This window comes from Pseudomonas juntendi, from assembly GCF_009932375.1.
GTDB classification, from domain to species: Bacteria; Pseudomonadota; Gammaproteobacteria; order Pseudomonadales; family Pseudomonadaceae; genus Aquipseudomonas; species Aquipseudomonas juntendi.
This window is the reverse complement of record NZ_BLJG01000018.1, coordinates 15340-38872: the sequence shown is the minus strand read 5'-3', so window position 1 is coordinate 38872 and position 23533 is coordinate 15340. Positions and strand designations below refer to the sequence as shown.

At 63.8% G+C, this 23533-nt stretch carries 20 protein-coding genes; 16 read left to right on the top strand and 4 right to left on the bottom strand.

The features are described 5' to 3' along the window. Nucleotides 1–218: 218 nt before the first annotated feature. The 14 genes from flhA (at nucleotide 219) to GYA94_RS02730 (ending at nucleotide 14454) form a co-directional block, all read left to right on the top strand. A complete protein-coding gene (gene flhA, locus GYA94_RS02795) occupies nucleotides 219–2348 on the top strand; it encodes a flagellar biosynthesis protein FlhA (RefSeq protein WP_054881281.1) in 2130 nt (709 codons plus the stop codon). 11 nt (nucleotides 2349–2359) lie between these two features. Next, the gene (gene flhF, locus GYA94_RS02790) at nucleotides 2360–3667 is read left to right on the top strand and encodes a flagellar biosynthesis GTPase FlhF (protein ID WP_054911375.1); all 1308 of its coding nucleotides are present in this window, start codon (nucleotides 2360–2362) and stop codon (nucleotides 3665–3667) included. An 84-nt stretch (nucleotides 3668–3751) separates the two neighbouring features. Further along, complete coding sequence (gene fleN / locus GYA94_RS02785) at nucleotides 3752–4594, top strand: flagellar synthesis regulator FleN (protein WP_172828404.1); 843 nt, start codon at nucleotides 3752–3754, stop codon at nucleotides 4592–4594. Beyond that, complete coding sequence (fliA, locus tag GYA94_RS02780; protein ID WP_009683227.1) at nucleotides 4591–5331, top strand: RNA polymerase sigma factor FliA; 741 nt, start codon at nucleotides 4591–4593, stop codon at nucleotides 5329–5331. The genes fleN and fliA overlap by 4 nt, the downstream gene beginning before the upstream one ends. 116 nt (nucleotides 5332–5447) lie before the next feature. Continuing rightward, nucleotides 5448–5822, top strand: a complete 375-nt coding sequence (locus tag GYA94_RS02775; RefSeq protein WP_161551427.1) for a chemotaxis response regulator CheY — start codon at nucleotides 5448–5450, stop codon at nucleotides 5820–5822. Nucleotides 5823–5842: 20 nt separating this feature from the next. Continuing rightward, nucleotides 5843–6631 carry a protein phosphatase CheZ gene (locus tag GYA94_RS02770; RefSeq protein WP_009683229.1) on the top strand — a complete coding sequence of 263 codons (789 nt, stop codon included), beginning with the start codon at nucleotides 5843–5845 and terminating at the stop codon, nucleotides 6629–6631. Nucleotides 6632–6643: 12 nt separating this feature from the next. Next, entirely contained in the window at nucleotides 6644–8896 is a 2253-nt protein-coding gene (locus GYA94_RS02765) for a chemotaxis protein CheA (protein ID WP_161891746.1), read from the top strand. Between the two features lie 46 nt (nucleotides 8897–8942). Continuing rightward, complete coding sequence (locus tag GYA94_RS02760) at nucleotides 8943–10067, top strand: protein-glutamate methylesterase/protein-glutamine glutaminase (RefSeq protein ID WP_110677391.1); 1125 nt, start codon at nucleotides 8943–8945, stop codon at nucleotides 10065–10067. Further along, entirely contained in the window at nucleotides 10067–10807 is a 741-nt protein-coding gene (locus GYA94_RS02755) for a flagellar motor protein (RefSeq protein ID WP_009681920.1), read from the top strand. Before GYA94_RS02760 ends, GYA94_RS02755 begins: the two co-directional genes overlap by 1 nt. Nucleotides 10808–10810: 3 nt before the next feature. Further along, nucleotides 10811–11668, top strand: coding sequence for a flagellar motor protein MotD (motD, locus tag GYA94_RS02750; RefSeq protein WP_009681921.1), 858 nt, complete (start codon nucleotides 10811–10813; stop codon nucleotides 11666–11668). A gap of 182 nt (nucleotides 11669–11850) precedes the next feature. Beyond that, nucleotides 11851–12639 (top strand): ParA family protein, encoded by a 789-nt coding sequence (locus tag GYA94_RS02745; RefSeq protein ID WP_110677390.1) that lies wholly within the window; start codon nucleotides 11851–11853, stop codon nucleotides 12637–12639. Then, the gene (locus tag GYA94_RS02740) at nucleotides 12639–13565 is read left to right on the top strand and encodes a CheW domain-containing protein (protein WP_161891745.1); all 927 of its coding nucleotides are present in this window, start codon (nucleotides 12639–12641) and stop codon (nucleotides 13563–13565) included. Before GYA94_RS02745 ends, GYA94_RS02740 begins: the two co-directional genes overlap by 1 nt. Nucleotides 13566–13577: 12 nt before the next feature. Next, nucleotides 13578–14057 carry a chemotaxis protein CheW gene (locus tag GYA94_RS02735; RefSeq protein WP_003254393.1) on the top strand — a complete coding sequence of 160 codons (480 nt, stop codon included), beginning with the start codon at nucleotides 13578–13580 and terminating at the stop codon, nucleotides 14055–14057. A 1-nt stretch (nucleotide 14058) separates the two neighbouring features. Then, nucleotides 14059–14454 carry a DUF2802 domain-containing protein gene (locus GYA94_RS02730; protein WP_009681924.1) on the top strand — a complete coding sequence of 132 codons (396 nt, stop codon included), beginning with the start codon at nucleotides 14059–14061 and terminating at the stop codon, nucleotides 14452–14454. Nucleotides 14455–14498: 44 nt separating this feature from the next. Here GYA94_RS02730 and GYA94_RS02725 read toward each other — a convergent pair whose 3' ends face one another. From GYA94_RS02725 to fliK, 4 genes are all read right to left on the bottom strand, one after another. After that, the gene (locus tag GYA94_RS02725) at nucleotides 14499–17258 is read right to left on the bottom strand and encodes a dermonecrotic toxin domain-containing protein (RefSeq protein ID WP_161891744.1); all 2760 of its coding nucleotides are present in this window, start codon (nucleotides 17256–17258) and stop codon (nucleotides 14499–14501) included. A gap of 90 nt (nucleotides 17259–17348) precedes the next feature. Next, nucleotides 17349–20084 carry a dermonecrotic toxin domain-containing protein gene (locus GYA94_RS02720; RefSeq protein WP_161891743.1) on the bottom strand — a complete coding sequence of 912 codons (2736 nt, stop codon included), beginning with the start codon at nucleotides 20082–20084 and terminating at the stop codon, nucleotides 17349–17351. Nucleotides 20085–20144: 60 nt separating this feature from the next. Continuing rightward, the gene (locus GYA94_RS02715) at nucleotides 20145–20498 is read right to left on the bottom strand and encodes an EscU/YscU/HrcU family type III secretion system export apparatus switch protein (RefSeq protein WP_161891742.1); all 354 of its coding nucleotides are present in this window, start codon (nucleotides 20496–20498) and stop codon (nucleotides 20145–20147) included. Continuing rightward, nucleotides 20495–22051 (bottom strand): flagellar hook-length control protein FliK, encoded by a 1557-nt coding sequence (fliK, locus tag GYA94_RS02710; RefSeq protein WP_161891741.1) that lies wholly within the window; start codon nucleotides 22049–22051, stop codon nucleotides 20495–20497. The genes GYA94_RS02715 and fliK overlap by 4 nt, the downstream gene beginning before the upstream one ends. Nucleotides 22052–22234: 183 nt before the next feature. Here fliK and ccmA point away from each other — a divergent pair, with 183 nt between their 5' ends. Beyond that, nucleotides 22235–22867 carry a cytochrome c biogenesis heme-transporting ATPase CcmA gene (ccmA, locus tag GYA94_RS02705; protein ID WP_009681930.1) on the top strand — a complete coding sequence of 211 codons (633 nt, stop codon included), beginning with the start codon at nucleotides 22235–22237 and terminating at the stop codon, nucleotides 22865–22867. Then, a complete protein-coding gene (gene ccmB / locus GYA94_RS02700) occupies nucleotides 22864–23532 on the top strand; it encodes a heme exporter protein CcmB (protein WP_029885661.1) in 669 nt (222 codons plus the stop codon). The genes ccmA and ccmB overlap by 4 nt, the downstream gene beginning before the upstream one ends. Nucleotide 23533 lies beyond the last annotated feature (1 nt).

Sequence of the window (23533 nt, the reverse complement as noted above, 5' to 3'; positions counted from 1 at the left end):
AGAAGCTGTCATTCACCGTTCCACCTGTGGGAGCGGGCGTGCCCGCGAACACTGGCGCAGCCGGTGCCAGGCACCGCGTCGCCTGCTTCGCGGGCACGCCCGCTCCCACAGGCTGGACCACAACATAAATCTCCTGTCGCGCAAAGTTGGAAGGCTTCTTGCAATGCCAGCCGCAGATGCCCCTTGGGCGTCAAAGTTTTGCATCAAGAGGACTCGCGGTGGATCGCACTCAGTTAATCAGCAACGCCCGTCATAACCTGGCCGGGCTCGGTCGGGGCAACCTGGGTGTACCGCTGCTGCTGCTGGTGATGTTGGCAATGATGATGTTGCCGATACCACCGTTCCTGCTCGACGTGTTCTTCACCTTCAACATCGCCTTGTCGATCGTGGTGCTGCTGGTCTGCGTCTACGCCCTGCGCCCGCTCGACTTCGCTGCATTCCCCACCATCCTGCTGGTGGCTACGCTGCTGCGCCTGGCGCTGAACGTGGCCTCCACGCGGGTGGTCATGCTGCACGGCCAGGAAGGCCACGGCGCCGCCGGCAAGGTGATCCAGGCCTTCGGCGAGGTGGTGATCGGCGGCAATTACGTGGTCGGTGCGGTGGTCTTCGCCATCCTCATGATCATCAACTTCGTGGTGGTGACCAAGGGCGCCGGGCGTATCTCGGAAGTGAGCGCGCGCTTCACCCTCGACGCCATGCCCGGCAAGCAGATGGCGATCGACGCCGACCTCAACGCTGGCCTCATCGACCAGGCCCAGGCCAAGCACCGTCGTGCCGAGGTGGCCCAGGAGGCCGAGTTCTACGGTTCGATGGACGGTGCCAGCAAGTTCGTGCGCGGTGACGCCATCGCCGGCTTGCTGATCCTGTTCATCAACCTGATCGGTGGCATGCTGATCGGCATGCTGCAGCATGGCATGAGCTTCGGCGATGCCGGCAAGGTGTACGCCCTGCTGACCATCGGTGACGGTTTGGTGGCGCAATTGCCATCACTGCTGTTGTCGACCGCTGCGGCGATCATGGTCACCCGCGCCTCGGGCTCGGAGGACATGGGCAAACTGATCAACCGGCAGATGTTCGACTCGCCCAAGGCGTTGGCGGTATCGGCGGGGTTGATGATTGTCATGGGGCTGGTGCCGGGCATGCCGCACGTCGCCTTCATCGGCCTGGGTCTGCTGGCCGGTGGCGGGGCTTATCTTGTATGGAAGAAACAACAGAAGGCCAAGGCCCAGGCCTTGCAGGAGGCGCAGCGCCAGCAAGACCTGCTGCCTTCGCCGCAGCGGGCGCTGGAAACCAAGGAGCTGGGCTGGGACGATGTGACACCGATCGACATGATCGGCCTGGAAGTCGGCTACCGGCTGATCCCCCTGGTGGACCGCAACCAGGGTGGTCAGTTGCTGGCGCGAATCAAGGGCGTGCGCAAGAAGCTGTCGCAGGACCTGGGCTTCCTCATGCCCACGGTGCATATCCGCGACAACCTTGACCTGCAACCCAGCGCCTATCGCCTGACGCTGATGGGGGTGATCCTGGCGGAGGCCGAGATCTACCCGGACCGCGAGCTGGCGATCAACCCGGGGCAGGTGTTCGGCACCCTCAACGGCATTGCCGCACGTGACCCGGCGTTTGGCCTGGAGGCGGTGTGGATCGACGTGGGCCAGCGCTCGCAGGCGCAGTCGCTGGGCTACACCGTGGTCGATGCCAGTACGGTAGTGGCCACCCACCTCAACCAGATCCTGCAGAAGCACTGCCATGAACTGATTGGCCACGAAGAGGTCCAGCAACTGTTGCAGGTGTTGGCCAAGGCTTCGCCTAAACTTGCAGAAGAACTGGTGCCGGGTGTCATTTCCTTGTCGGGGCTACTCAAGGTCTTGCAGGCCCTGTTGTCGGAACAGGTACCCGTGCGCGATATTCGCAGTATTGCCGAAGCAATCGCGAACAACGCTGGCAAGAGTCAAGATACCGCCGCGCTGGTTGCGGCGGTGCGCGTCGGATTGTGTCGCGCCATCGTGCAAAGCATTGTCGGCGTTGAGTCGGAGCTCCCGGTGATCACCCTGGAGCCAAGGTTGGAACAGATTTTGCTCAATAGTCTGCAACGCGCCGGGCAAGGCCAGGAAGACGGTGTTCTTCTGGAACCGAGCATGGCCGAAAAGCTGCAACGTTCGCTGATCGAAGCGGCCCAGCGCCAGGAAATGCAGGGCCAGCCGGCCATTCTGCTGGTCGCCGGCCCGATCCGCGCCATGCTGTCGCGTTTCGGTCGCCTGGCTGTACCGAATTTGCATGTGCTGGCGTATCAGGAAATACCGGACAACAAGCAAGTCACCATCGTTGCCACCGTGGGCCCTAACGGCTGAGGTAGTGGATAATGCAAGTTAAGCGATTTTTCGCCGCCGATATGCGTCAGGCCATGAAACTGGTCCGTGATGAGCTGGGCGCCGATGCCGCGATCATTGGCAACCGTCGCATTGCCGGTGGTGTCGAGCTGACGGCCGCGCTGGACTACAAGCTGTCCGCCCTGGCCCCGCGCGTGCCCAATGCCGAGCTGGAAGAAGAGCTGCGCAAGACCCACACGCGCATTGCCACGGCCCAGGCCGAGCTGGGCCACCGCCAGGACAGCAGCGATAACAACCGCCAATTGTTCGCCGGGCAGTCGCTGACCGCTGCCGAGCCGCTGGTCGAGCCCCATGTCGAGGCTCCACAGGCGGCGGCCGCCACGGCGCCGGCGCCCGTTGACCCGCGCCTGTTCGATGCCATGCGCTCCGAACTGTCGGGCCTGCGCGAACTGCTGGAAGTGCAGCTCGGCTCGCTGGCCTGGACCCAGCTGCAGGGCAGCAAGCCACAACAGGCCAACATCTGGCGGCGCCTGCAGCGCATTGGCCTGTCCGGGCCGATTGCCCGCGAGTTGCTGGAGCTGACCGCCGAAATCGAAGAGCCACGCCATGCCTGGCGCATGTTGCTGGCGCACTTGGCGCGCATGATCGAAATTCCTGAGGTAGAGCCGATCGAAGAAGGCGGTGTGATCGCCATGGTCGGCCCGGCCGGCATGGGCAAGACCACCACCCTGGCCAAGCTGGCGGCGCGCTACGTGCTCAAGTACGGCGCGCAGAACATGGCGCTGGTGAGCATGGACAGCTTCCGCATCGGTGCCCAGGAGCAGCTCAAGACCCTTGGCCGCATCCTCAATGTCCCGGTCACCTACGTCGACCCAGGCCAGTCGCTGGCGGCAGCGCTGGAGCCGCTGCTGCGCAAGCGTGTGGTGCTGATCGACACCGCCGGCCTGCAGGCCAGCGACCCGGCCCTGCGCATGCAGCTGGAAACCCTGGCCGGCCGTGGCATCGCCGCCAAGAATTACCTGGTACTGGCCACCACCAGCCAGAAGCAGGTGCTGACCGCCGCCTACCACAGCTACAAGCGCTGTGGCCTGGCCGGCTGCATCCTGACCAAGCTCGATGAAACGGCAAGCCTTGGCGATGTGCTGAGCCTTGCCATCAGTCATGATTTGCCTGTGGCCTATCTTACCGACGGCCCGCGCATTCCTGACGACCTGCACCTGCCGCGGGGGCACCAGCTGGTGTCCCGCGCGGTCAATGTGCAGCAGCAGGAGGAGCCCAGCGAAGAGGCAATGGCCGACATGTTCGCTGATCTCTACCACAACCCACGGCGAGCGGGTTGAGTATGAAACGTGTGCAAAGTAGCTATGCCAAGGGGTACGCAGAATTGCCCTACGTGTGGCCTGGGTCCCAGCGATACAAGGTAAATTACAAACATGGGTAGCATGCATCCCGTACAGGTGATCGCCGTGACCGGTGGCAAAGGTGGCGTCGGCAAGACTAACGTTTCAGTGAACCTGTCCCTGGCGTTGGCCGAACTCGGCCGCAGGGTCATGTTGCTGGATGCCGACCTGGGCCTGGCCAATGTCGACGTGTTGCTGGGCCTGACGCCCAAACGGACCCTGGCCGATGTCATCGAAGGGCGCTGCGAGCTGCGTGACGTGATATTGCAGGGCCCTGGTGGTGTGCGCATCGTACCGGCTGCCTCCGGTACGCAGAGCATGGTTCACCTGGCGCCGGCCCAGCATGCCGGGCTGATCCAGGCGTTCAGCGAAGTCGGCGACAACCTCGATGTCCTGGTCATCGATACCGCTGCGGGTATCGGTGAGTCGGTCGTCAGCTTTGTCCGTGCCGCCCAGGAAGTGCTGCTGGTGGTGTGCGACGAGCCGACCTCGATCACCGATGCCTACGCGCTGATCAAGCTGCTCAACCGTGACTACGGCATGAACCGCTTCCGCGTGCTGGCCAACATGGCCCAGAGCCCTCAGGAAGGGCGCAACCTGTTTGCCAAGCTGACCAAGGTTACCGACCGTTTCCTGGATGTCGCCCTGCAGTACGTAGGCGCCGTGCCCTACGACGAGTGCGTGCGCAAGGCGGTGCAGAAGCAGCGTGCCGTTTACGAAGCCTTCCCACGCTCCAAGTGCGCGCTGGCCTTCAAGGCGATTGCCCAGAAGGTCGACAGCTGGCCGCTGCCGGCCAACCCACGTGGCCACCTGGAGTTCTTCGTCGAGCGCCTGGTGCAGCCGACCAGCGCGGGACCGGTGCTATGAACGCCAGCGGGTTCAAGATGTACAGCCGGGCGGCGAAAGACGCCCAGTACGAGTTGATCGAACGCTACGCCCCCCTGGTCAAGCGCATCGCCTACCACCTGTTGGCGCGGTTGCCGGCCAACGTGCAGGTCGAGGACCTGATCCAGGCCGGCATGATCGGCTTGCTGGAAGTGGCCAACAAGTACGACGCCAGCAAGGGCGCCAGCTTCGAAACCTATGCCGGCATTCGTATCCGCGGTGCCATGCTCGACGAAGTGCGCAAAGGCGACTGGGCACCCCGTTCGGTGCACCGCAACACCCGTATGGTCAGCGACGCGATGCGCGCCGTGGAGGCCAGAACCGGCCGTGACGCTAAAGATCATGAAGTTGCTGCCGAACTCCAATTGAGCCTCGACGATTACTACGCGATCCTCAACGATACCTTGGGCAGCCGTTTGTTCAGCTTCGATGACCTGCTGCAGGACGGTGAACACGAAGGGCTGCATGAAGACGGCGCCAGCGGCCAGGTCGAACCTGCCCGGGGCCTCGAGGAGGAGCGCTTCCAGCTAGCCCTGACCGAGGCCATCGCCAACCTGCCCGAGCGTGAACGCCTGGTGCTGGCGTTGTACTACGACGAAGAGCTCAACCTCAAGGAGATCGGTGAGGTGCTGGGGGTCAGCGAGTCGCGGGTCAGCCAGTTGCACAGCCAGTGTGCCGCGCGTCTGCGTAGCCGCCTGGGGGAATGGCGGGCGCGCTGAGCCTGCTGGGGTTGCGGCTGTTTCCACGCGGTTTTCCACGTTGTACCGAATTGATTGAATGCGCGCTCGGGGCCGAGCGCGTTTGAGACTGCTTGGAGGTCTACTTGAACAAAGACATGAAAATCCTCATCGTTGACGACTTTTCGACGATGCGGCGGATCATCAAGAACCTGTTGCGTGACCTGGGCTTCACCAACACCGAAGAAGCCGACGACGGCACCACGGCGCTGCCGATGCTGGAAAACGGCCATTACGACTTCCTGGTGACCGACTGGAACATGCCTGGCATGTCCGGCATCGACCTGCTGCGCAAGGTGCGTGCCCACGACCGGCTGAAAACCATGCCCGTGCTGATGGTGACTGCCGAAGCCAAGCGCGACCAGATCATTGAAGCGGCCCAGGCCGGCGTCAATGGTTACGTGGTCAAGCCGTTCACGGCGCAGGTGCTCAAAGAAAAGATCGAGAAGATCTTCGAACGCGTCAACGGCTGAGTCACGTCAGGGGGCGCGCCATGGATTCATCACATAACTCTTTGGGCGAGTTCGAATCGACCCTGAAGAAACATGCCCAGGAGTTGGTCGAAAGCCTGGAGCGGGGCCGTTTCGGCGAGGCGGTGCAGCTGATTCACGAGCTGAACCAGACCCGCGACCGCGGCCTGTACCAGGAAGTCGGCAAGCTGACCCGCGAGCTGCACAGTGCCATCGTCAGTTTCCAGATCGACCCGACCATACCGCAGGCCGAAGAGGTGTCGCAGATTACCGATGCCACCGAGCGCCTGTCCTATGTGGTCAAGCTCACGGAAGGCGCGGCCAACCGCACCATGGACCTGGTCGAGGCAAGCACCCCGGTGCTCAACGACCTGGCCAGCGAGGCCAAGGCCCTGAGCACCGACTGGCAGCGCTTCATGCGCCGCGAAGTGGCGGCGGAAGAATTTCGCGACCTGGTCAAGCGGGTCGACAGTTTCCTCACGCACAGCGCCGAAGGCAACCGCAAGGTCGCCGGCCACCTCAATGACATTCTGCTGGCCCAGGACTATCAGGACCTGACCGGGCAGGTGATCAAGCGCGTCACCAACCTGGTGACCGAAGTGGAAAGCAACCTGCTCAAGTTGGTGCTGATGGCCAGTCAGGTCGACCGCTTTGCGGGCATTCAGCATGACCACGATCAATTGCGCGCAGAAAAAGATCGAGAAAAACATCCGACTCGGGGTGAAGGTCCGCAGATTCATGCCGATAAGCGTGAAGACGTCGTGTCCGGCCAGGACGACGTCGATGATCTGCTGTCCAGCCTGGGTTTTTAAGGAGCACCTTTGATGAGCTTCGGCGCCGATGAAGAAATCCTCCAGGATTTCCTGGTAGAAGCCGGCGAAATTCTTGAGCAACTGTCCGAGCAATTGGTCGAGCTGGAAAGCCGGCCCGACGATGCTGACCTGCTCAATGCGATCTTTCGCGGTTTCCACACTGTAAAAGGGGGCGCCGGCTTCCTCCAGCTGAACGAGCTGGTGGAGTGCTGCCATATCGCCGAGAACGTGTTCGACGTGCTGCGCAAAGGTGAGCGTCGGGTTGACGCGGAGCTGATGGACGTAGTGCTCGAGGCACTGGACACGGTCAACAGCATGTTTGGCCAGGTGCGCGAGCGCGCTGAAGTCACGCCGGCAACCCCCGAGCTGCTGGCGGCCTTGGCGCGCCTTGCCGAGCCGGGTGCGGCGCAACCGCAGGGTGGCGAAGAAGCGGTGGTGCCGGTGGCTGCCGCGGCACCGGTGGTGGACCAGGAGCAGCACCAGGACATCACCGACAGCGAGTTCGAGCAGTTGCTCGATTCGCTCGATGCGGTCAAGGCACAAGCTGCGGCCGAGGAACAGCTCCAAGGCGAGAGCGTGAGTGGTGGCGGTGATGAAATCACCGATGCCGAGTTCGAATCGCTGCTCGACCAGTTGCATGGCAAAGGCCAGTTCACTGCCGAAGTTGCAGCGCCGGCTGCTGCCGTCAGCCACGAAGCGGCCAGTGACGAAATCACCGATGCCGAATTCGAGTCGCTGCTCGACCAGTTGCATGGCAAAGGCACCTTCCAGGCCGACGCCCTGCCTGCCGCCAAGGCGGCACCTGCCGAGGTGGCGCCTGACAGCACCGCCAGCGCCACCAGCGACGAAATCAGCGAGCATGAATTCGAAGCGCTGCTGGACCAGTTGCATGGCAAGGGCAAATTCGGCGGTGACGTCGCTGCAGTCCAGGCACCGCCTGCGGCCAAGGCGCCGGCAGCGGCCAAGCCGCAAAGCCCGGCTGCCGCCAAGCCAGCTGCGGCTCCTGCACCTGCGCCAGCGCCCGCGGCTGCGAGCAAACCTGCTGCAGCTGCGCGCACGCCGGCCCCGGTCGCCGACAAGCATGCGGTCAGCGAAGCGGAAACCACCGTACGCGTCGACACGGCGCGCCTGGACGAGATCATGAACATGGTCGGCGAGCTGGTGCTGGTGCGTAACCGTCTGGTGCGCCTGGGCCTGAACAGCGGCGACGAGGCCATGTCCAAGGCCGTGTCCAACCTCGACGTGGTCACCGCCGACCTGCAGACCGCGGTGATGAAAACCCGCATGCAGCCGATCAAGAAAGTGTTCGGCCGCTTCCCGCGCCTGGTTCGCGACCTGGCGCGCCAGTTAAAGAAAGAGATCAACCTTGAGCTGGTCGGTGAAGAAACCGACCTCGACAAGAACCTGGTCGAAGCCCTGGCCGACCCGTTGGTGCACTTGGTGCGCAACGCCGTCGACCATGGTATCGAGATGCCCGATGAGCGCGATGCCGCAGGCAAGCCGCGCACGGGCCGCGTGGTGCTTTCGGCGGAGCAGGAAGGCGACCACATCCTGTTGTCGATTTCCGACGACGGCAAGGGCATGGACCCGAACATCCTGCGGGCCAAGGCGGTGGAGAAGGGCCTGATGGACAAGGACGCCGCCGAGCGTCTGAGCGAGTCGGACTGCTACAACCTGATCTTCGCCCCGGGGTTCTCGACCAAGACCGAGATTTCCGACGTGTCCGGGCGTGGCGTGGGCATGGACGTGGTGAAGACCAAGATCTCCCAGCTCAACGGTTCGATCAACATCTTCTCGGCCAAGGGCCAGGGCTCGAAGATCGTCATCAAGGTGCCGCTGACCCTGGCGATCATGCCCACCCTGATGGTGATGCTGGGCAACCAGGCATTCGCCTTCCCGCTGGTCAACGTCAACGAGATCTTCCACCTCGACCTGTCGCGTACCAATGTGGTCGATGGCCAGGAAGTCGTGATCGTGCGCGACAAGGCACTGCCGTTGTTCTACCTCAAGCGCTGGCTGGTGCAAGGCCAGGTGCACGAAGAGCAGCACGAGGGCCACGTGGTGATCCTGTCGGTCGGCACCCAGCGCATCGGCTTTGTCGTCGATCAACTGGTGGGCCAGGAAGAAGTGGTAATCAAGCCGCTGGGCAAGATGCTGCAAGGTACCCCGGGCATGTCCGGGGCCACCATTACCGGTGACGGTCGTATTGCGTTGATTCTCGACGTCCCGAGCATGCTCAAGCGTTACGCCGCGCGGCGTATTTGATTTCGGTGGCGCACCTTGGCAGGTCGCGCCGCCTAATGGAGTGTTTATGGCAGTCAAGGTCCTGGTGGTGGATGATTCCGGTTTCTTCCGCCGCCGCGTCTCGGAGATCCTCTCGGCGGATCCGACGATCCAGGTAGTAGGTACCGCGACCAACGGCAAGGAAGCGATTGACCAGGCGCTGGCGCTCAAGCCCGATGTCATCACCATGGACTATGAAATGCCCATGATGGATGGCATCACTGCGGTGCGGCACATCATGCAGCGCTGCCCGACGCCGGTGTTGATGTTTTCCTCGCTGACCCATGAGGGCGCCCGGGTCACCCTCGATGCGCTGGACGCGGGGGCGGTGGACTACCTGCCGAAGAACTTCGAGGACATTTCGCGCAACCCCGACAAGGTCAAGCAACTGCTGTGCGAGAAAGTGCATACGCTGGCGCGCAGCAACCGCCGGTTTGGCAGTTACGCCAGCCCTGCGCCGGCCGCAACGCCGGCACCTGCCAGCAGCCACGTGCCGGCAGCGGGCGTGGGCAGCCCGGCAGCGGCGCGCAGTGCGCTGCCGGCCCGCGCCCCGGCAGCCGCGCCCGCTGCGGCTGCGGCGCCTAAACGCAAGCCGTACAAACTGGTGGCCATCGGTACCTCCACCGGCGGCCCGGTAGCCCTGCAGCGGGTGTTGACCCAACTGCCGGCCAACTTCCCTGCACCGATCGTGCTGATCCAGCACATGCCGGCTGCGTTCACCAAGGCGTTTGCCGAACGCCTGGACAAACTGTGCCGCATCAGCGTCAAGGAAGCCGAGGACGGTGACATGCTGCGCCCGGGCCTGGCCCTGCTGGCCCCGGGTGGCAAGCAGATGATGGTCGATGGCCGTGGCACGGTGAAGATCCTGCCGGGCGACGAGCGCCTGAACTACAAGCCGTGCGTGGACATCACCTTTGGCTCGGCGGCCAAGTCATATGGCGACAAGGTGCTGTCGGTGGTGCTGACCGGCATGGGTGCCGATGGCCGTGAAGGTGCGCGCCTGCTCAAGCAGGGCGGCAGTACGGTGTGGGCCCAGGATGAAGCCAGCTGTGTGATCTATGGCATGCCCATGGCCATCGTCAAGGCCAACCTGGCCGACGCGGTGTATAGCCTGGACGAGATCGGCAAGCACCTGGTAGAGGCCTGCGTCTGATGGACGTGCTGAGCCTGATCGGCCTGATCCTCGCCTTCGTTGCCATTGTCGGTGGCAACTTCCTCGAGGGTGGCCATGTCGGTGCCCTGGTCAACGGGCCGGCGGCACTGATCGTGCTGGGCGGCACCTTGGCGGCAGCACTGCTGCAGTCACCGCTGGCCTCGTTCAAGCGGGCCCTGCAGATTCTGCGCTGGATCCTGTTCCCGCCCAGGGTCGACCTGGCGGGTGGCATCGACCGGGTGGTGAACTGGAGCCTGACGGCGCGCAAGGAAGGCTTGCTGGGCCTGGAAGGGGTGGCCGACAGCGAGCCCGACCCGTATGCGCGCAAAGGCTTGCAGCTGCTGGTCGATGGCGCCGAGCCAGAAGCCATTCGCAGTATCCTCGAAGTCGATTTCCTGACCCAGGAAAGCCGCGATATCCAGGCGGCCAAGGTGTTCGAGAGCATGGGCGGTTACGCCCCTACCATCGGCATCATCGGTGCGGTCATGGGCCTGATCCACGTGATGGGCAACCTGGCCGACCCGTCGCAACTGGGCAATGGCATCGCCGTGGCCTTCGTCGCCACCATCTACGGTGTGGCCAGCGCCAACCTGGTCCTGCTGCCGATCGCCAACAAGCTCAAGGCCGTGGTCATGCGCCAGTCGCGCTACCGCGAAATGCTGCTCGAAGGCCTGTTGTCGATTGCCGAGGGTGAAAACCCGCGCTCCATCGAGCTGAAGCTGCAAGGCTTCATGGAGTAACCCATGCGCCGCCGCCGTCATACCGAGGAACACGAAAACCACGAACGCTGGCTGGTGTCATACGCCGACTTCATTACCTTGCTGTTCGCATTTTTTGTGGTGATGTACTCGATTTCGTCGATCAACGAGGGCAAGTACAAGGTCATTTCCCAGGCGCTGCTCGGGGTGTTCAACGACCCTGAGCGCAGCATGAAACCCATCCCCGTGGGCGAGGAAAAGCCATTGACCGTGCGCCCGGCCGAGCCGCTGGTCAACGACAGCGAGCAGACCGAAGCGGGCCTTGCGGCAACCAATACCGACCCGCTGAAGACCATCAGCGATGACGTGCGCGATGCCTTTGGCGACCTGATCAAAAGCAACCAGATGACCGTGCGCGGCAACGAACTGTGGATCGAGATCGAGCTCAATTCATCGCTGTTGTTCGGCAGTGGCGATGCCATGCCCAGTGACAAGGCGTTCGCCATCATCGAGAAGGTGGCCGATATTCTCAAGCCGTTCGCCAACCCGGTGCATGTCGAGGGTTTCACCGACAACCTGCCGATCCGCACCGCGCAGTACCCGACCAACTGGGAGCTGTCGTCGGCGCGGGCGGCGAGCATTGTGCGCCTGCTGGCCATGGAGGGGGTGAACCCGGCCCGCATGGCCTCGGTCGGCTATGGCGAGTACCAGCCGGTGGCCAGCAATGACACCGCCGATGGCCGCGCGCGCAACCGGCGGGTGGTGTTGGTGATTTCCCGTAACCTGGAAGTGCGCCGCAGCCTGACGGGCTCGGGCAGCGCCAATGCAACACCGGATGCTGCCCTTCGCCGGGCTGGCACACAAAGTGCACCGGCTACGCCAGCAACGGTGGCGGGGCAGTGATTCGTCAATTCTCTGGCACTGCTACAAGCACAATTTTGACTGTGACGCCGTCCCCTGTGGGAGCGGGCGGGCCCGCGAAGCAGGCGACGCGGTGATTGGCACCGGCTTCGCCGGTGTTCGCGGGCTCGCCCGCTGCCACATCGATCGCACGCGCTTTCAAATCAATACATAGAGTTTGCTTGATGAGAGTCTGGGCAGTAGCCAATCAAAAAGGTGGCGTCGGCAAGACCACCACGACCATCGCTTTGGCCGGCCTGCTGGCCGAGGCCGGCAAGCGCGTGGTCGTCGTCGACCTGGACCCGCACGGTTCGATGACCAGTTACTTCGGCCACAACCCTGATGCCCTCGAGCACAGTTGCTACGACCTGTTCCTGCACAAAGGCAGCGTGCCTGAGGGCTTGCCGGGGCAACTGCTGCTGCCCACCAGCGACGAGCGGATTTCGCTGTTGCCGTCGAGCACCGCGCTGGCCGTGCTGGAGCGCCAGTCGCCGGGGCAGAATGGCCTGGGCCTGGTGATCGCCAAGAGTCTGGCGCAGTTGTGGCAGGATTTCGACTTTGCCTTGATCGACAGCCCACCCTTGCTCGGCGTGCTGATGGTCAATGCCCTGGCCGCCAGCCAGCAGTTGGTGGTCCCGGTGCAAACCGAGTTTCTTGCGGTGAAGGGGCTTGAGCGCATGGTCGCGACCCTGGCCATGGTCAACCGGTCACGCAAGCAGGCGCTGCCGTACCAGATCGTGCCGACGCTGTTCGACCGCCGCACCCAGGCCTCGCTGGGCACCCTCAAGCTGCTGCGTGACACCTACGGCCAGCATGTATGGCAGGGCTACATCCCGGTCGATACGCGCCTGCGCGACGCCAGCCGCAAGGGCGTGACGCCCTCGCAGTTCGACGCCAAGAGCCGTGGGCTGGTCGCCTACCGGGCACTGCTCAAGCACCTGTTGACCTACAAACCCGCAGCGCAGGTGGCCTGATGACCCAGACCCGGTACACCGGCACCCGGCCACAGATGGTCTTGCAGTCGTATCTGGATGGCCTGCTGCAGGAGGCCACCGAAGACGAGGCGCTGTTGCAGCCCCCCGTGGAGCCCGCTGCAGCCGATGAGTTTGCTGAAGCCGTGCGCGAGGAGCAGGCCCGCGATGCCCGCCAGCCGCAACCTGCCGAACCGCTCGTGGCCGTTGCCCGCCCTGCGCCTCGGCCTTTCGCCGAACCCCGCCTGGCGGTGTTGCCCAGCGTGATGCCGGTAGACCCGCCGGTGGTGACGGTGGTGGAGCAGGAGGTGGTGGCCGAGGCGGCCATTCCAGTGCTGGTCGAAGCGCATGCGCTGGAACCGGCACTGCCACTGGTCGACGTGCACCTGCCAGCGCCGCCCGTGCCACCGGCCACTGTCGACGGCCGCCCGGCCTGGGCCGCCGAACCCTTCGAATGCCTGTTGTTCGATGTCGCCGGCCTGACCCTGGCCGTACCGCTGGTGTGCCTGGGCTCGATCTACACCCTGGCCGGCCAGGAGCTGACACCGCTGTTCGGTCAGCCCGAATGGTTCCTTGGCATCCTCACCTGCCAGGCGGGCAACCTCAAGGTCCTGGATACGGCGCGCTGGGTGATGCCCGACCGCTACCGCGACGATTTCCGCCAGGGCCTGCAGTACGTGATTTCGGTGCAGGGCTACGAATGGGGGCTGGCCGTGCACCAGGTCAGCCGTTCGTTGCGCCTGGACCCGTCGGAAATCAAGTGGCGCAGCCAGCGTGGCCAGCGCCCGTGGTTGGCCGGCACGGTTATTGAACACATGTGTGCATTGCTCGACGTTGCCGCGCTGGCCGAGCTGATCGCCAGCGGCGCGGTCAAGCAACTGCACGACAAACAAATGACACCGAACACAACCGCCAGAAAGCGGATTTAGAGGGCTAGGGGAATGAAAAAGTCGTCTGCACAAGGTTCTGAAGATCCAATCCTGCAGTGGGTAACCTTCCGGCTGGACAACGAGTCCTACGGCATCAACGTGATGCAGGTGCAGGAAGTGCTGCGTTACACCGAGATCGCGCCGGTGCCGGGTGCGCCCAGCTATGTGCTGGGTATCATCAACCTGCGTGGCAACGTGGTAACGGTGATCGATACCCGCCAGCGCTTTGGCCTGATGCCGACCGAAGTCACCGACAACACCCGTATCGTCATCATCGAGGCCGACAAGCAAGTGGTCGGTATCCTGGTCGACAGCGTGGCCGAGGTGGTCTACCTGCGCCAGTCGGAAATCGAAACCGCGCCGAACGTGGGTAACGAGGAGTCGGCCAAGTTCATCCAGGGCGTGTGCAACAAGAACGGCGAGCTGCTGATCCTGGTCGAACTGGACAAGATGATGACTGAGGAAGAGTGGTCCGAGCTGGAGAACATCTGAGTTGATCTTCGAGGTTGCGGTAATCTTTCTGGCGTTGCTGTGGGCCTTGAGCCTCTGGTTCTTCCTCAACTACAGCAAACGCCAGCGCGAAGTGGCCGCGCAGCAGGCCGTGGGCGATGCCTTGCGCGACCAGCGCATCAAGGACCTCGCCAAACGCCTGGATGACTACCAGAACGTCACGGTGCGCATGGGGGACGCGCTGCACGAGCTGAACGTGGCGGTTGCCCCCTTGCCGGACCGGATCCAGCAACTGGAGCAACGCGACCCTCATAACGTGACGTTCTCCCAGGCAGCCAAGCTGGTCGGCATGGGCGCCAGCATCGCCGAGCTGACCGAGAGCTGCGGCCTGACCCAGGCCGAGGCAGAGCTGATGAGCAAGCTGCACCGTAGCGACTGAGCCTGGCGGGCCGCTTCAAGGCCCGCTCAGGCCTGCGCCCAGGCTCAGGTCTGGACCCAGGAGTGATTGCCGCCGACCGTGGCGATGCGGTTGAGCGGCAATTGCTGGTGCACGGCCTCCCTCAACGCGCTGGTGTTGATGAAGGTGGCGGTATTGATGCGCGGGATGTTGTACAGGTTGACCATCTGGCGCAAGGTTGCGAGGTTGGGCAATTGCTGGTCGATCACGTCGCTGAGCAGGCGGGGGCCGGTCAGGTAGCTCAGGCGGCTGGCATAACGGTAGAAGTTCGAGGGGTCTTCGGCCAGGCTGGGCCTGTGGTCATAGAAGTCCGAATGCAGGCGGAAGCGTGCGTGCATTTCCTCGCTGATCGCCTCCAGGGTCGGGTTGCCAGGGTGGCTACCGATCTGGCTGGTGTTGTACAGGCAGTTCATGCTCAGTTTCTCGTTGGCCATCGGCGGCGCCAGCAGCAAGCCATCTGCCGGGATGCACAGCGCTACGTCTTGAATCGCTTCGGTGGGCCTTGCCGGCGGTTCCCCCACCTGGGGTTGCCCGGCCTTGCCTGGCACCCGTAGCGTGTCGTCGACGTCCATGTACAGCCCCCCTTCATGGTGCAGCAGCGGGTAGCGCAGCACATCGCTTGCCGACGCATAGTTGGTGGCCACGCCACCATTGCCGTCCAGGGCCGCGTCGTACTGGGCATAGTACTTGGTCTGCTGGAATGCCCTGAAGAACGCTTGCTCTTCCAGGGGTAGCACCTGCAGCCCCGGCGCCTGTTCGGCCAGCAGGCGCAGGTTTTCTTCGTAAGCGCCAGGGTTGGCCGTGGACAGGAACAGGTGCAGGCTGTAATCACTGTTTTCCAGCGCCGCGACATTGTGGGCAAGGTTGCTCAGCAAGGCCGGGCGCAAGGTCTTGTCACCTACCCAGAGGCAGGAAATCCGCTTGGGGATGGGCAAGCTGTTGGCGGGGGCGTGTGGGATTTCACCCGGCAGCACCAGGTCGATACCCAGCGCGCGCAGAGTGGCGGTGCGCATCGCATCGGTGACTACGCGCTCGCGGGGCTCGGGTACCAGGCCGCGAGCATCAGGGCTTGCCACGTAGCCAACGGGCTCAACGTCGTTGATGTCCTCGTCCAGGATGAAGGCATCCCGTTCAAGGTCATACACCACCTCCTTGATGTAGTCGTCGATCACCGATTCCAGGGTGTCCGGCATGCCGTTGTACCTCGGCCTGCGGATCACGGCGTCGGCGGTGAGCGGGTCGGCCTGCGGCAGCGGCGGGATCGGTTCGCAGATATGGAAGTAGGGCGCACCTTCGGGCGCCGGGGCTAGCAATACGGGGGGGCGCACCGGGCTCATTGGGTAACCGATCTGGTCGTTGAGCCGAATCGGCGGCACGAAGCCATCGCTTTTGAACGCGAACAGTGCCGAGGCTTTGGCCGCCCCAGTCAACAGCAATGGCACAGCATTGAACAGCCCCCAGGTGATGTTGGCGACACCGTCCTGCCGTGCCTGCAGGGTCTTGCCATTGATCGCCTCATCCAGGCCAAGGCCCAACTGCGCAATGCCGCCGAGCGCCAACACCGGCGCCAGCCCGGGCACCACCAGGCACAGCGGTGCCAGCAAGTTGAGGGTGGTGAGCAGGTAGCCCCGCCACTTGGCTTTGCTGACCTGGCTGTCGCTGGTGATGATGAAGTCGGCGTCATCGAAGCTGCGTTGGCGTTGGCGCTCGGCCAGCGCCTGGAACAAGTCGCCGGTGATCCTCGGGTTGTAGCGGCTCGGCCGGTAGTTGACATAGGTGCGCGGCGGCCAGATACCGTCGTTGTTGAACATGCCGTGCTCCGGTGGCAAGGCGTGGCGCCGGGGATATTCGGCCAGTCCATCGAGTGCGGTATCCAACCCGCTGAAATCCACGCCCTGCGGCCTGTCGGCCAGGCGGAAATGCTGTTTCAGGGCTTCACGCTTGAGCGGGTCTTTGCATTGCTCGCCAATCCAGTCTTTCAGCGCGTTTTCACTGGCGAACTCCAGCAAGGGTGAACTGTTGCCAGGTATGTAGAGCACTGTCAGGTCCGTGCCTGGGTTGCACAGGTACAGCAGGTCGGTGGCGGCGTAGCCATAGATGCTCAGGGTGCTCATGCGCAGCTTGTCGACCCGCGGCATCAAATCGGCCGCTTGCCACAGCAGTTTACGTGCGGCTTCGCTGAGGCTGCCTTCGCTGACCTGCTTGTTGCAGGCGGCAATGAAATTGAGCTTGCACGCCAGGCGATGGGCGCCCATATGGTCGCGCCAGTAGGTGTGCAGGGTATTCTTGAAGGGTGCCTGGAAGTCCAGGTTCTCGATGAACTGCTGGAAGCTTTCGGCGGCTATCGGCACATGGGTGGTGGCGTCGTAGCGCGCTGGTTCGGTGCGGTGGAACAGCCCGTTGAACACCGAAAACTCGGCGCCATAGTGGTTGAAACCCCGGGCGGGCAGGGCGTTGACGATCTGCACCGGGCTTTCTGGCAAGGTGCCAGCCCAGGGCGCACGGAACAAGGCGCCGAACAGGTCGTTATTGCTTTCGCCCTGCCAGTTGCTGAGCACGGCCTGGGTCAGGCTGACGCATTGCCTGACCTCTGCCAGGCTGCCGCCTTTGTGGTCGGAACGGTAGTGCAGGGTCACCACATCGACCCGGTCGGGGTCGAGGTCGTGGCCCTGCTCGGCGAACCATTGCCTGACGGCCTGACTGGCCTGCCGATCGGGCCGAGGGACATGGTTCAGATGATCGCGGACATAGTGCACGCCAGTGGCGTTGATCCCGGTAGTGCGCATCGTGGTTACCTTGCGTGAGTGGGTGCTGCAAGGTTGCTGGATCACGCTGCACGCCAGTGGTAGATAACTACATACGCCCGCTGTCACCCTTCAGTTCTGTTCCCAGCTATGTGCCCGGCCGGCCTCGAAGAAACGGTCGAGCGGCACATGCTCACGGATCAGTCGGGTCAACTGGCTGGTGTCCAGGGCGCCGTGAATGTCGTAGATGGGGGAAACCAGCAGCCTGCACATTTCGCGCAGCTGCCGTAGCCAGGGCAGGCGCGCGTCGATCACGTCATTGAGTACCCCCGGTCCGCTCAAGCGGCTGAGGCGGCGGGCGTAAGCATTGAAGGCCACAGGGTTGAAGACCCGGTCGGGCCGTTCGGTGTAGAACGTCGGGTCTTGCTGGAAGCGTTGCAGGATCGCCTCGGAAATGGCGTCCAGGGTGGGATTGCCCGGGTGGCTGCCGATCATGCTGCTGTTGTACTGAATGTAGAAACCCAGTTGGTCATTGCTGACCGGGGGGTACAGAAGCAAGCCATCGGCGGTCGTGCGCAAGGTCTGGCTGGCCAGCGGTGGGTTGCCTGGCCCCGAAGCGGCGTTGAGCAGCCGGTCGTCGGCATCCAGATAGAACCCACCGATCTGCTTGAGCATGCGGTAGCGCAGGATGTCGCTGGCCGAGCTGAAATTGGTGATGCCTGGGTTGGTGATCCCCAGCGCCGCCTGGTACTGGGCGAAATAGGGCGAGCTGGCGAACGCCTGGTAGAACGGTTGATCCTCGAGCGGCAGGACGCTCATGTGGAGTGTCCTGCTCCTGAGCAGCGTGAGGTTGGCGCTATAGGCCCTCGGGCTCTGCCGCGAAAGGAACAGTTGGTAGTGGTATCCACTGTCTTCCAGGGCTTCGGCATTGTGCACCAGCGCCTCCAGGAAAACCGGGGAAATGGCCTTGTCACCCACCCATAGACTGGAAACGATGCGCGGAATTGGCGTGCGCTCCAGGGTGTCGAAGTGCGTGTAGTCCATGGGGAGATCCAGCTGGATACCTAGCTGCCGTAGGGTGCCCATGCGCTGTGCGTCGGTGACGACCCGCTGGGCGTCGGCAATCCGCACCAGAGCTGCTGCCCCGCCGCTGTCGATTACCCAGCGCTCAGGCGTGGGCTGCCTGTGTTCAGAGAGCTTGATGAAACTGTCGGTGTGCAGGTCGTACACCACGGGTTGCGTCTTGATGCCCTGGGGCGCCTGGAATGTACCCTCGAAGTAGTGGCCCAGATTATCCCCCACGCGGGTCACCACTACCCTTTGCGAGCCTGTCGTTATCCGCACCGTGTCACGGAACGCCGCTTGTGCCGGTACCAGCTGCAACGCATCCGTTGGCACGCTTACATTGGCCGCTTCGCCCAGCACATCCGCCAACTGGGTCGGCCGTAGCAAACCTGGCAAACGGTAGTGGAACGCCTGGCTGGCGCGGGCGATGCCGATGGGCAAGGGCAAGGCATTGAACAGGCCGAAGACCTGGTTTTCGACCCCCTCGACCTTTTCGTCCAGCGAGTGGCCGTTGATCACCTGGTCCATGCCCAGGCTGAATTGCGCCACGCCGCCCACCACCATCACCGGCAGAAGCTCGGGTACCACCACGCATAAAGGCGCCAGCAGGCACTGGGCAACGTTCAGGTAGCTGCCCCAGTGCGTCTTGTTGACCTGGCGGTTGGTGATGACGCGGTAATCCAGGTCATCGTAGCTGCGCTGTTTCTGGCGATCGGCCAAGTGGTCGAACAGGTTACCTTCGATAGGCAAGCTGTGGGTGGGCGATCCGAATTCGATCGTCTCTTCAGGGTCCCATATGCCACTGGTGGCGAAGCCAGGTTGATCGTCGGGCAGGCGATGCGCCGCGGGATAGCAGCCCAGCCCTTTCAAGGCCGTGACGAGGCCGCTGAATTCCAGCCCGTCCGCCCAGTCCGCGGGCGAGAAGCATTGCTGCAGCCACTCGCGGCGGGTTGGGTCTTTGCATTGCTCGGCAAACCAGTGCTTGAGCGCAGACAGGTCCGGGAACTCGTGCAGGGGCGACGCGTTGCCCGGCAAATAAAGGACGACGGTGCTGCTGTCGTCGGCCTTTATGTAGATGATCGATGTACTGTGATAACCGTACACATTCAGCAGGCGGGTGGTTATCGCCCGCGTGTCCAGGGGCAAGAGGCCAGCGGCCTGCCAGGCCAGACGCCAGGCAGGGACACTCAGGCTACCCTCACTGACTTGGTTGTTGCAGGCGCTGATGAAGGCAATTTCCAGTGCGCGTGCGTAGTCTGTCCGGCTTTGCTGCCAATAGCTGTCCAGTTGCGCCTTCAGCCGTTCGTGCAGGTGTAAACCCCATACATAGTCCTGGAAGACTTCGGCGCGGATGGGCAGCAGTGTCGCCGGGCTGAGCTCCTTTTTCGGGGTACGCCGATACAGGCCGTTGAAGATCAGGTAGGACATCGCGTTGGAAAGCAGGGGGGGTGGCCGCATACGGTCGACAAATGTCACCTCATGCAGCGGCGCCATACCCGCCCAATCGCCAAAGTGGAATCCGCCACTGCCTGTACAGGGTTCTCCTTGCCAGTTGGCCAGCAGGGCGTCGGTCAGGCTGACGCGTTGAATCACCTTGGCCTGGGGGGGGAGCCAGGGCTGGCCTTCTTCGCGCTCTGCGTCCTGGTAGTGGAACGTGACGACGTCGATATCCGCGGGGGGCAGGAGCACACCGCGTTGCGCTAGCCAATCGCGCAAAAGCTTGTCGGCCAATGTGTCCGGGCGCGGCATCTGGGCCAGCGCACTGTGCAACAGGCGCTGTTTCATGGGTTGTGGGAAGTTCATCGTTGGGTGTCCGTGGCTATCGGGCGTTGCAGGGTAGCCAGCGGGCACACCGGTCAAGTGCTAATTAATGCTGTCATCCCCTGGCAGCACGTTCATCGGCGAAGGCGCAGGGGTAATGTCGCGCTCGCCCGGCGGTTCGTCGTCGAAGCCCACGGGCACCTTGCCACGCAGTTGCCAGGCAAAGGCGATGATTTCGGCGATGGTCAGGTACAGCGCCTTGGGGATCTGTTCGCCCAGTTCCAGGCGCGCCAGCAAGCGTACGAGTTCGGCGTTTTCATAGATCGGAACCTCGTGCTCGCGGGCCAGGGCCAGTATGGCCTCGGCTACGCTGTCGTCACCTTTGGCCGTCAGGCTCGGCGCCTGCTGGCCATCGTAGCTCAAGGCAATGGCCTGGCGGGGTTGTCGGTCGTTCATGCGTTTTCGTCCACCCAGCGTTGTTCTACTCGGGTACGGGGCCCTTGCGGTGGGATGCCCGCGCGGCATTCCAGGTCGCCGACCTCCAGGCCGCGGGCAAGCAAGCGTTCGCGCAGGCTGCCCAGCTGGCTGTCGATCAGGCGCGCCGTCGGCTCGCGCTCGGCCCACAGCTGGCCCGACAGCTGCCCTTGATTCAACTGGGCCTGGACCTGCATGGGGCCCAGCGGGGGCAGGTCGAAAGCCAGCTCGATACGCCAAAGGGCTCGCAGCGAGTCTGCTGCTTCCTGTTCACGATCGGCCTGCTGGCGTGGCGTTTCTTCGCGCTGCAGTTTGACCTGCAAGGGAATGAACTCCTGGCCGTGGCGAATCGGCACTTCGGTTTGCCACGTGGTCTGCAGGTTGCCGTTTTCCAGTGTGCCGCTTTGTTGCAGGCTGCTCATGGCGTGGCTCTGCAGGCGGGAAATGGCCGCTGCGGCCAGGCGCAGCAGCTGTTGCAGATCGCCTTCGTCTTCCAGCGCATTCAGCAACCGCGACGGCAGCGGGAATGCCCCGGGCTGTGGCTTGGGGCTGACCCGTTCGAGCAGGCCCAGGGCTCCGCGTGCCACGGCGGGCATGGTCACGGCCAGGCTGTCCGGAGCCAGGCTTGGCGTGCCGGGCGGCAGGTTCGGTGCCTGCGCCACCAGCCGCAGCAGGTGGGCCTTGAGGTCGGTGGCGACAGCGGCTGGGTAGCCTCCCAGCAATTTTGCTTCAAGGAAGGCGCCGCTGTTGCTCAGGGCTTGTGCCACGCCTTTGGCGTCCGCCAGTTGCCGTACGTCCGGCAGGCCGGCCAGCAGGCGTTCGGCGCTGGCGCGCAGGTCGCCAGGGGCATCGGCGCTACGGGTGAGCTGCTGCAGCGCGTCGAGCAGGCCGGGCAGCGAGGCCTGGCGGTTCTGTTGGGTCATTAGCTGCTGAGCAATGCTCAGTTGGTCCTGCCTGCCACTCAGTGGCACGAAGCGCAGTGACTGATCACCTTGCACCAGCGCGCTGAGCAGGCTGCCAACGGCCAGCGGGCGCGGGCTGTCGACGCTCAGGGTGGCGCCGGCCTGGGCGCTGTTGAGCAAACTGATCAGTGCCCGATAGACCGGCGCCTGCCCAGGCGCCTGGGCCAATGCCTGGTTGGTCAGGACCTTGCCTTGCAGGAGCGTGCCGACAGGTACCTCGCGGGTATCCAGGCGGGTCAGGGTGGCGACCTGGCTGGCAGTGGCCTGCTGCAATAAAATGGCCAGGCGATTGCCTTCGGTCTGGCTGACGGTAACCTGGCTACCTGGGGCCAAGGGTTGGCCGGCGCTGGCCTGCAGCTGGGTCTGTGCGCCGTTGGCCTGGACCAGCCGCAGGAGCAGCTGGAACTCCTGGCCGCTCTGGCGCAACGCCAGCACTTGGGCTTGCGCGGTTTCGCCGGGCGCCAGCAAACCGGGCTGGGGCTGGACCAGGCGCAGGATCTCGCCGGTCATGGCCGCCTTGGTGGCTTGGTTGCCAAGCGCAGTTTGTGCGCCGAGACTATTGATTTCAGTCATGATTGTATACAACCTGTCGGACCCGGCCTCTTGGCAGCGCAGCGGCGCGTGCAATAATGCCGACCGCCCGTGGTTGCCAGTATAACGGCAGCGCACTGGGCGACTTGAGACACGGGCTTCAGGTTGGCTCGCCTGCCAACCAGGCAACACCGACCTGAGGCCCTCTACACATAAGGCGAAACCGTGACCTTCCACCTCCAAGCCGCAGGCCTGGCCTGCGAGCGCGACTGGCGCCTGCTGTTCGAGCAACTCGATTTCGAGCTGGGCGCGGGCGACATGCTGCAGATCAGTGGGCCCAACGGCAGTGGCAAGACCAGCCTGCTGCGCCTGTTGGCCGGGCTGATGCAGCCAACCGCCGGGCAGATCCTGCTGGGGGGCAAGCCGTTGGCTGAGCAGCGTCATGCCATGGCCAGCCTCCTGCTATGGATTGGCCATGCCGCCGGCATCAAGGACCTGCTGACCGCCGAGGAAAACCTCACCTGGCTGTGCGCCCTGCATCAACCGGCCAGCCGCGAGGCTATCTGGGCGGCGCTGGCGGCGGTAGGCCTGCGCGGGTTCGAAGACGTGCCTTGCCACACCCTGTCGGCCGGCCAGCAGCGCCGCGTGGCCCTGGCCCGCTTGCACCTGGCCGGGCCGCCGCTGTGGATTCTCGATGAGCCGTTCACCGCCCTCGACAAGCAAGGCGTGGCGCAACTGGAAGCACACTTGGCGGCGCACTGCGAGCAGGGCGGCACCGTCGTGCTGACCACCCACCATACGCTGACGCGCAAGCCAGGCGGTTACCGTGAACTGAACCTGGGGCAGTGGGCGGCATGAGCGTATTCATCCTGTTGCTGCGCCGTGAAGCGCGCCTGTTGTTCCGGCGCCCGGCCGAATTGGCCAACCCGCTGGTGTTCTTCGCCATCGTCGTGGCCCTGTTCCCGCTGGCGGTTGGCCCCGAGAGCCAATTGTTGCAAACCTTGTCGCCGGGCCTGGTGTGGGTGGCCGCGTTGCTGGCGGTGCTGCTGTCGCTGGACGGCCTGTTCCGCAGTGATTTCGAGGACGGCTCGCTGGAGCAGTGGGTGCTGTCGCCGCACCCGCTGGCGCTGCTGGTGCTGGCCAAGGTGCTGGCGCACTGGATCTTTTCCGGGCTGGCGCTGGTATTGTTGGCGCCGCTGCTGGCCTTGATGCTCGGCTTGCCCGGCCACTGCCTGCCGGTGCTGCTTGCTTCACTGCTGCTGGGTACGCCAGTGCTGAGCTTGCTGGGTGCGGTAGGCGCGGCGCTGACCGTTGGCCTCAAGCGCGGTGGTTTGTTACTGGCGTTGCTGATTTTGCCGTTGTATATCCCTGTATTGATCCTGGGCAGTGGTGCGTTGCAAGCGGCGTTGCAGAATATGCCGGCAACCGGCCATTTGCTCTGGCTCGCCAGCCTCACCGCCCTGGCCGTGACCCTGGCACCCTTTGCGATAGCGGCCGGGCTGAAGATCAGCGTCGGCGAATAAC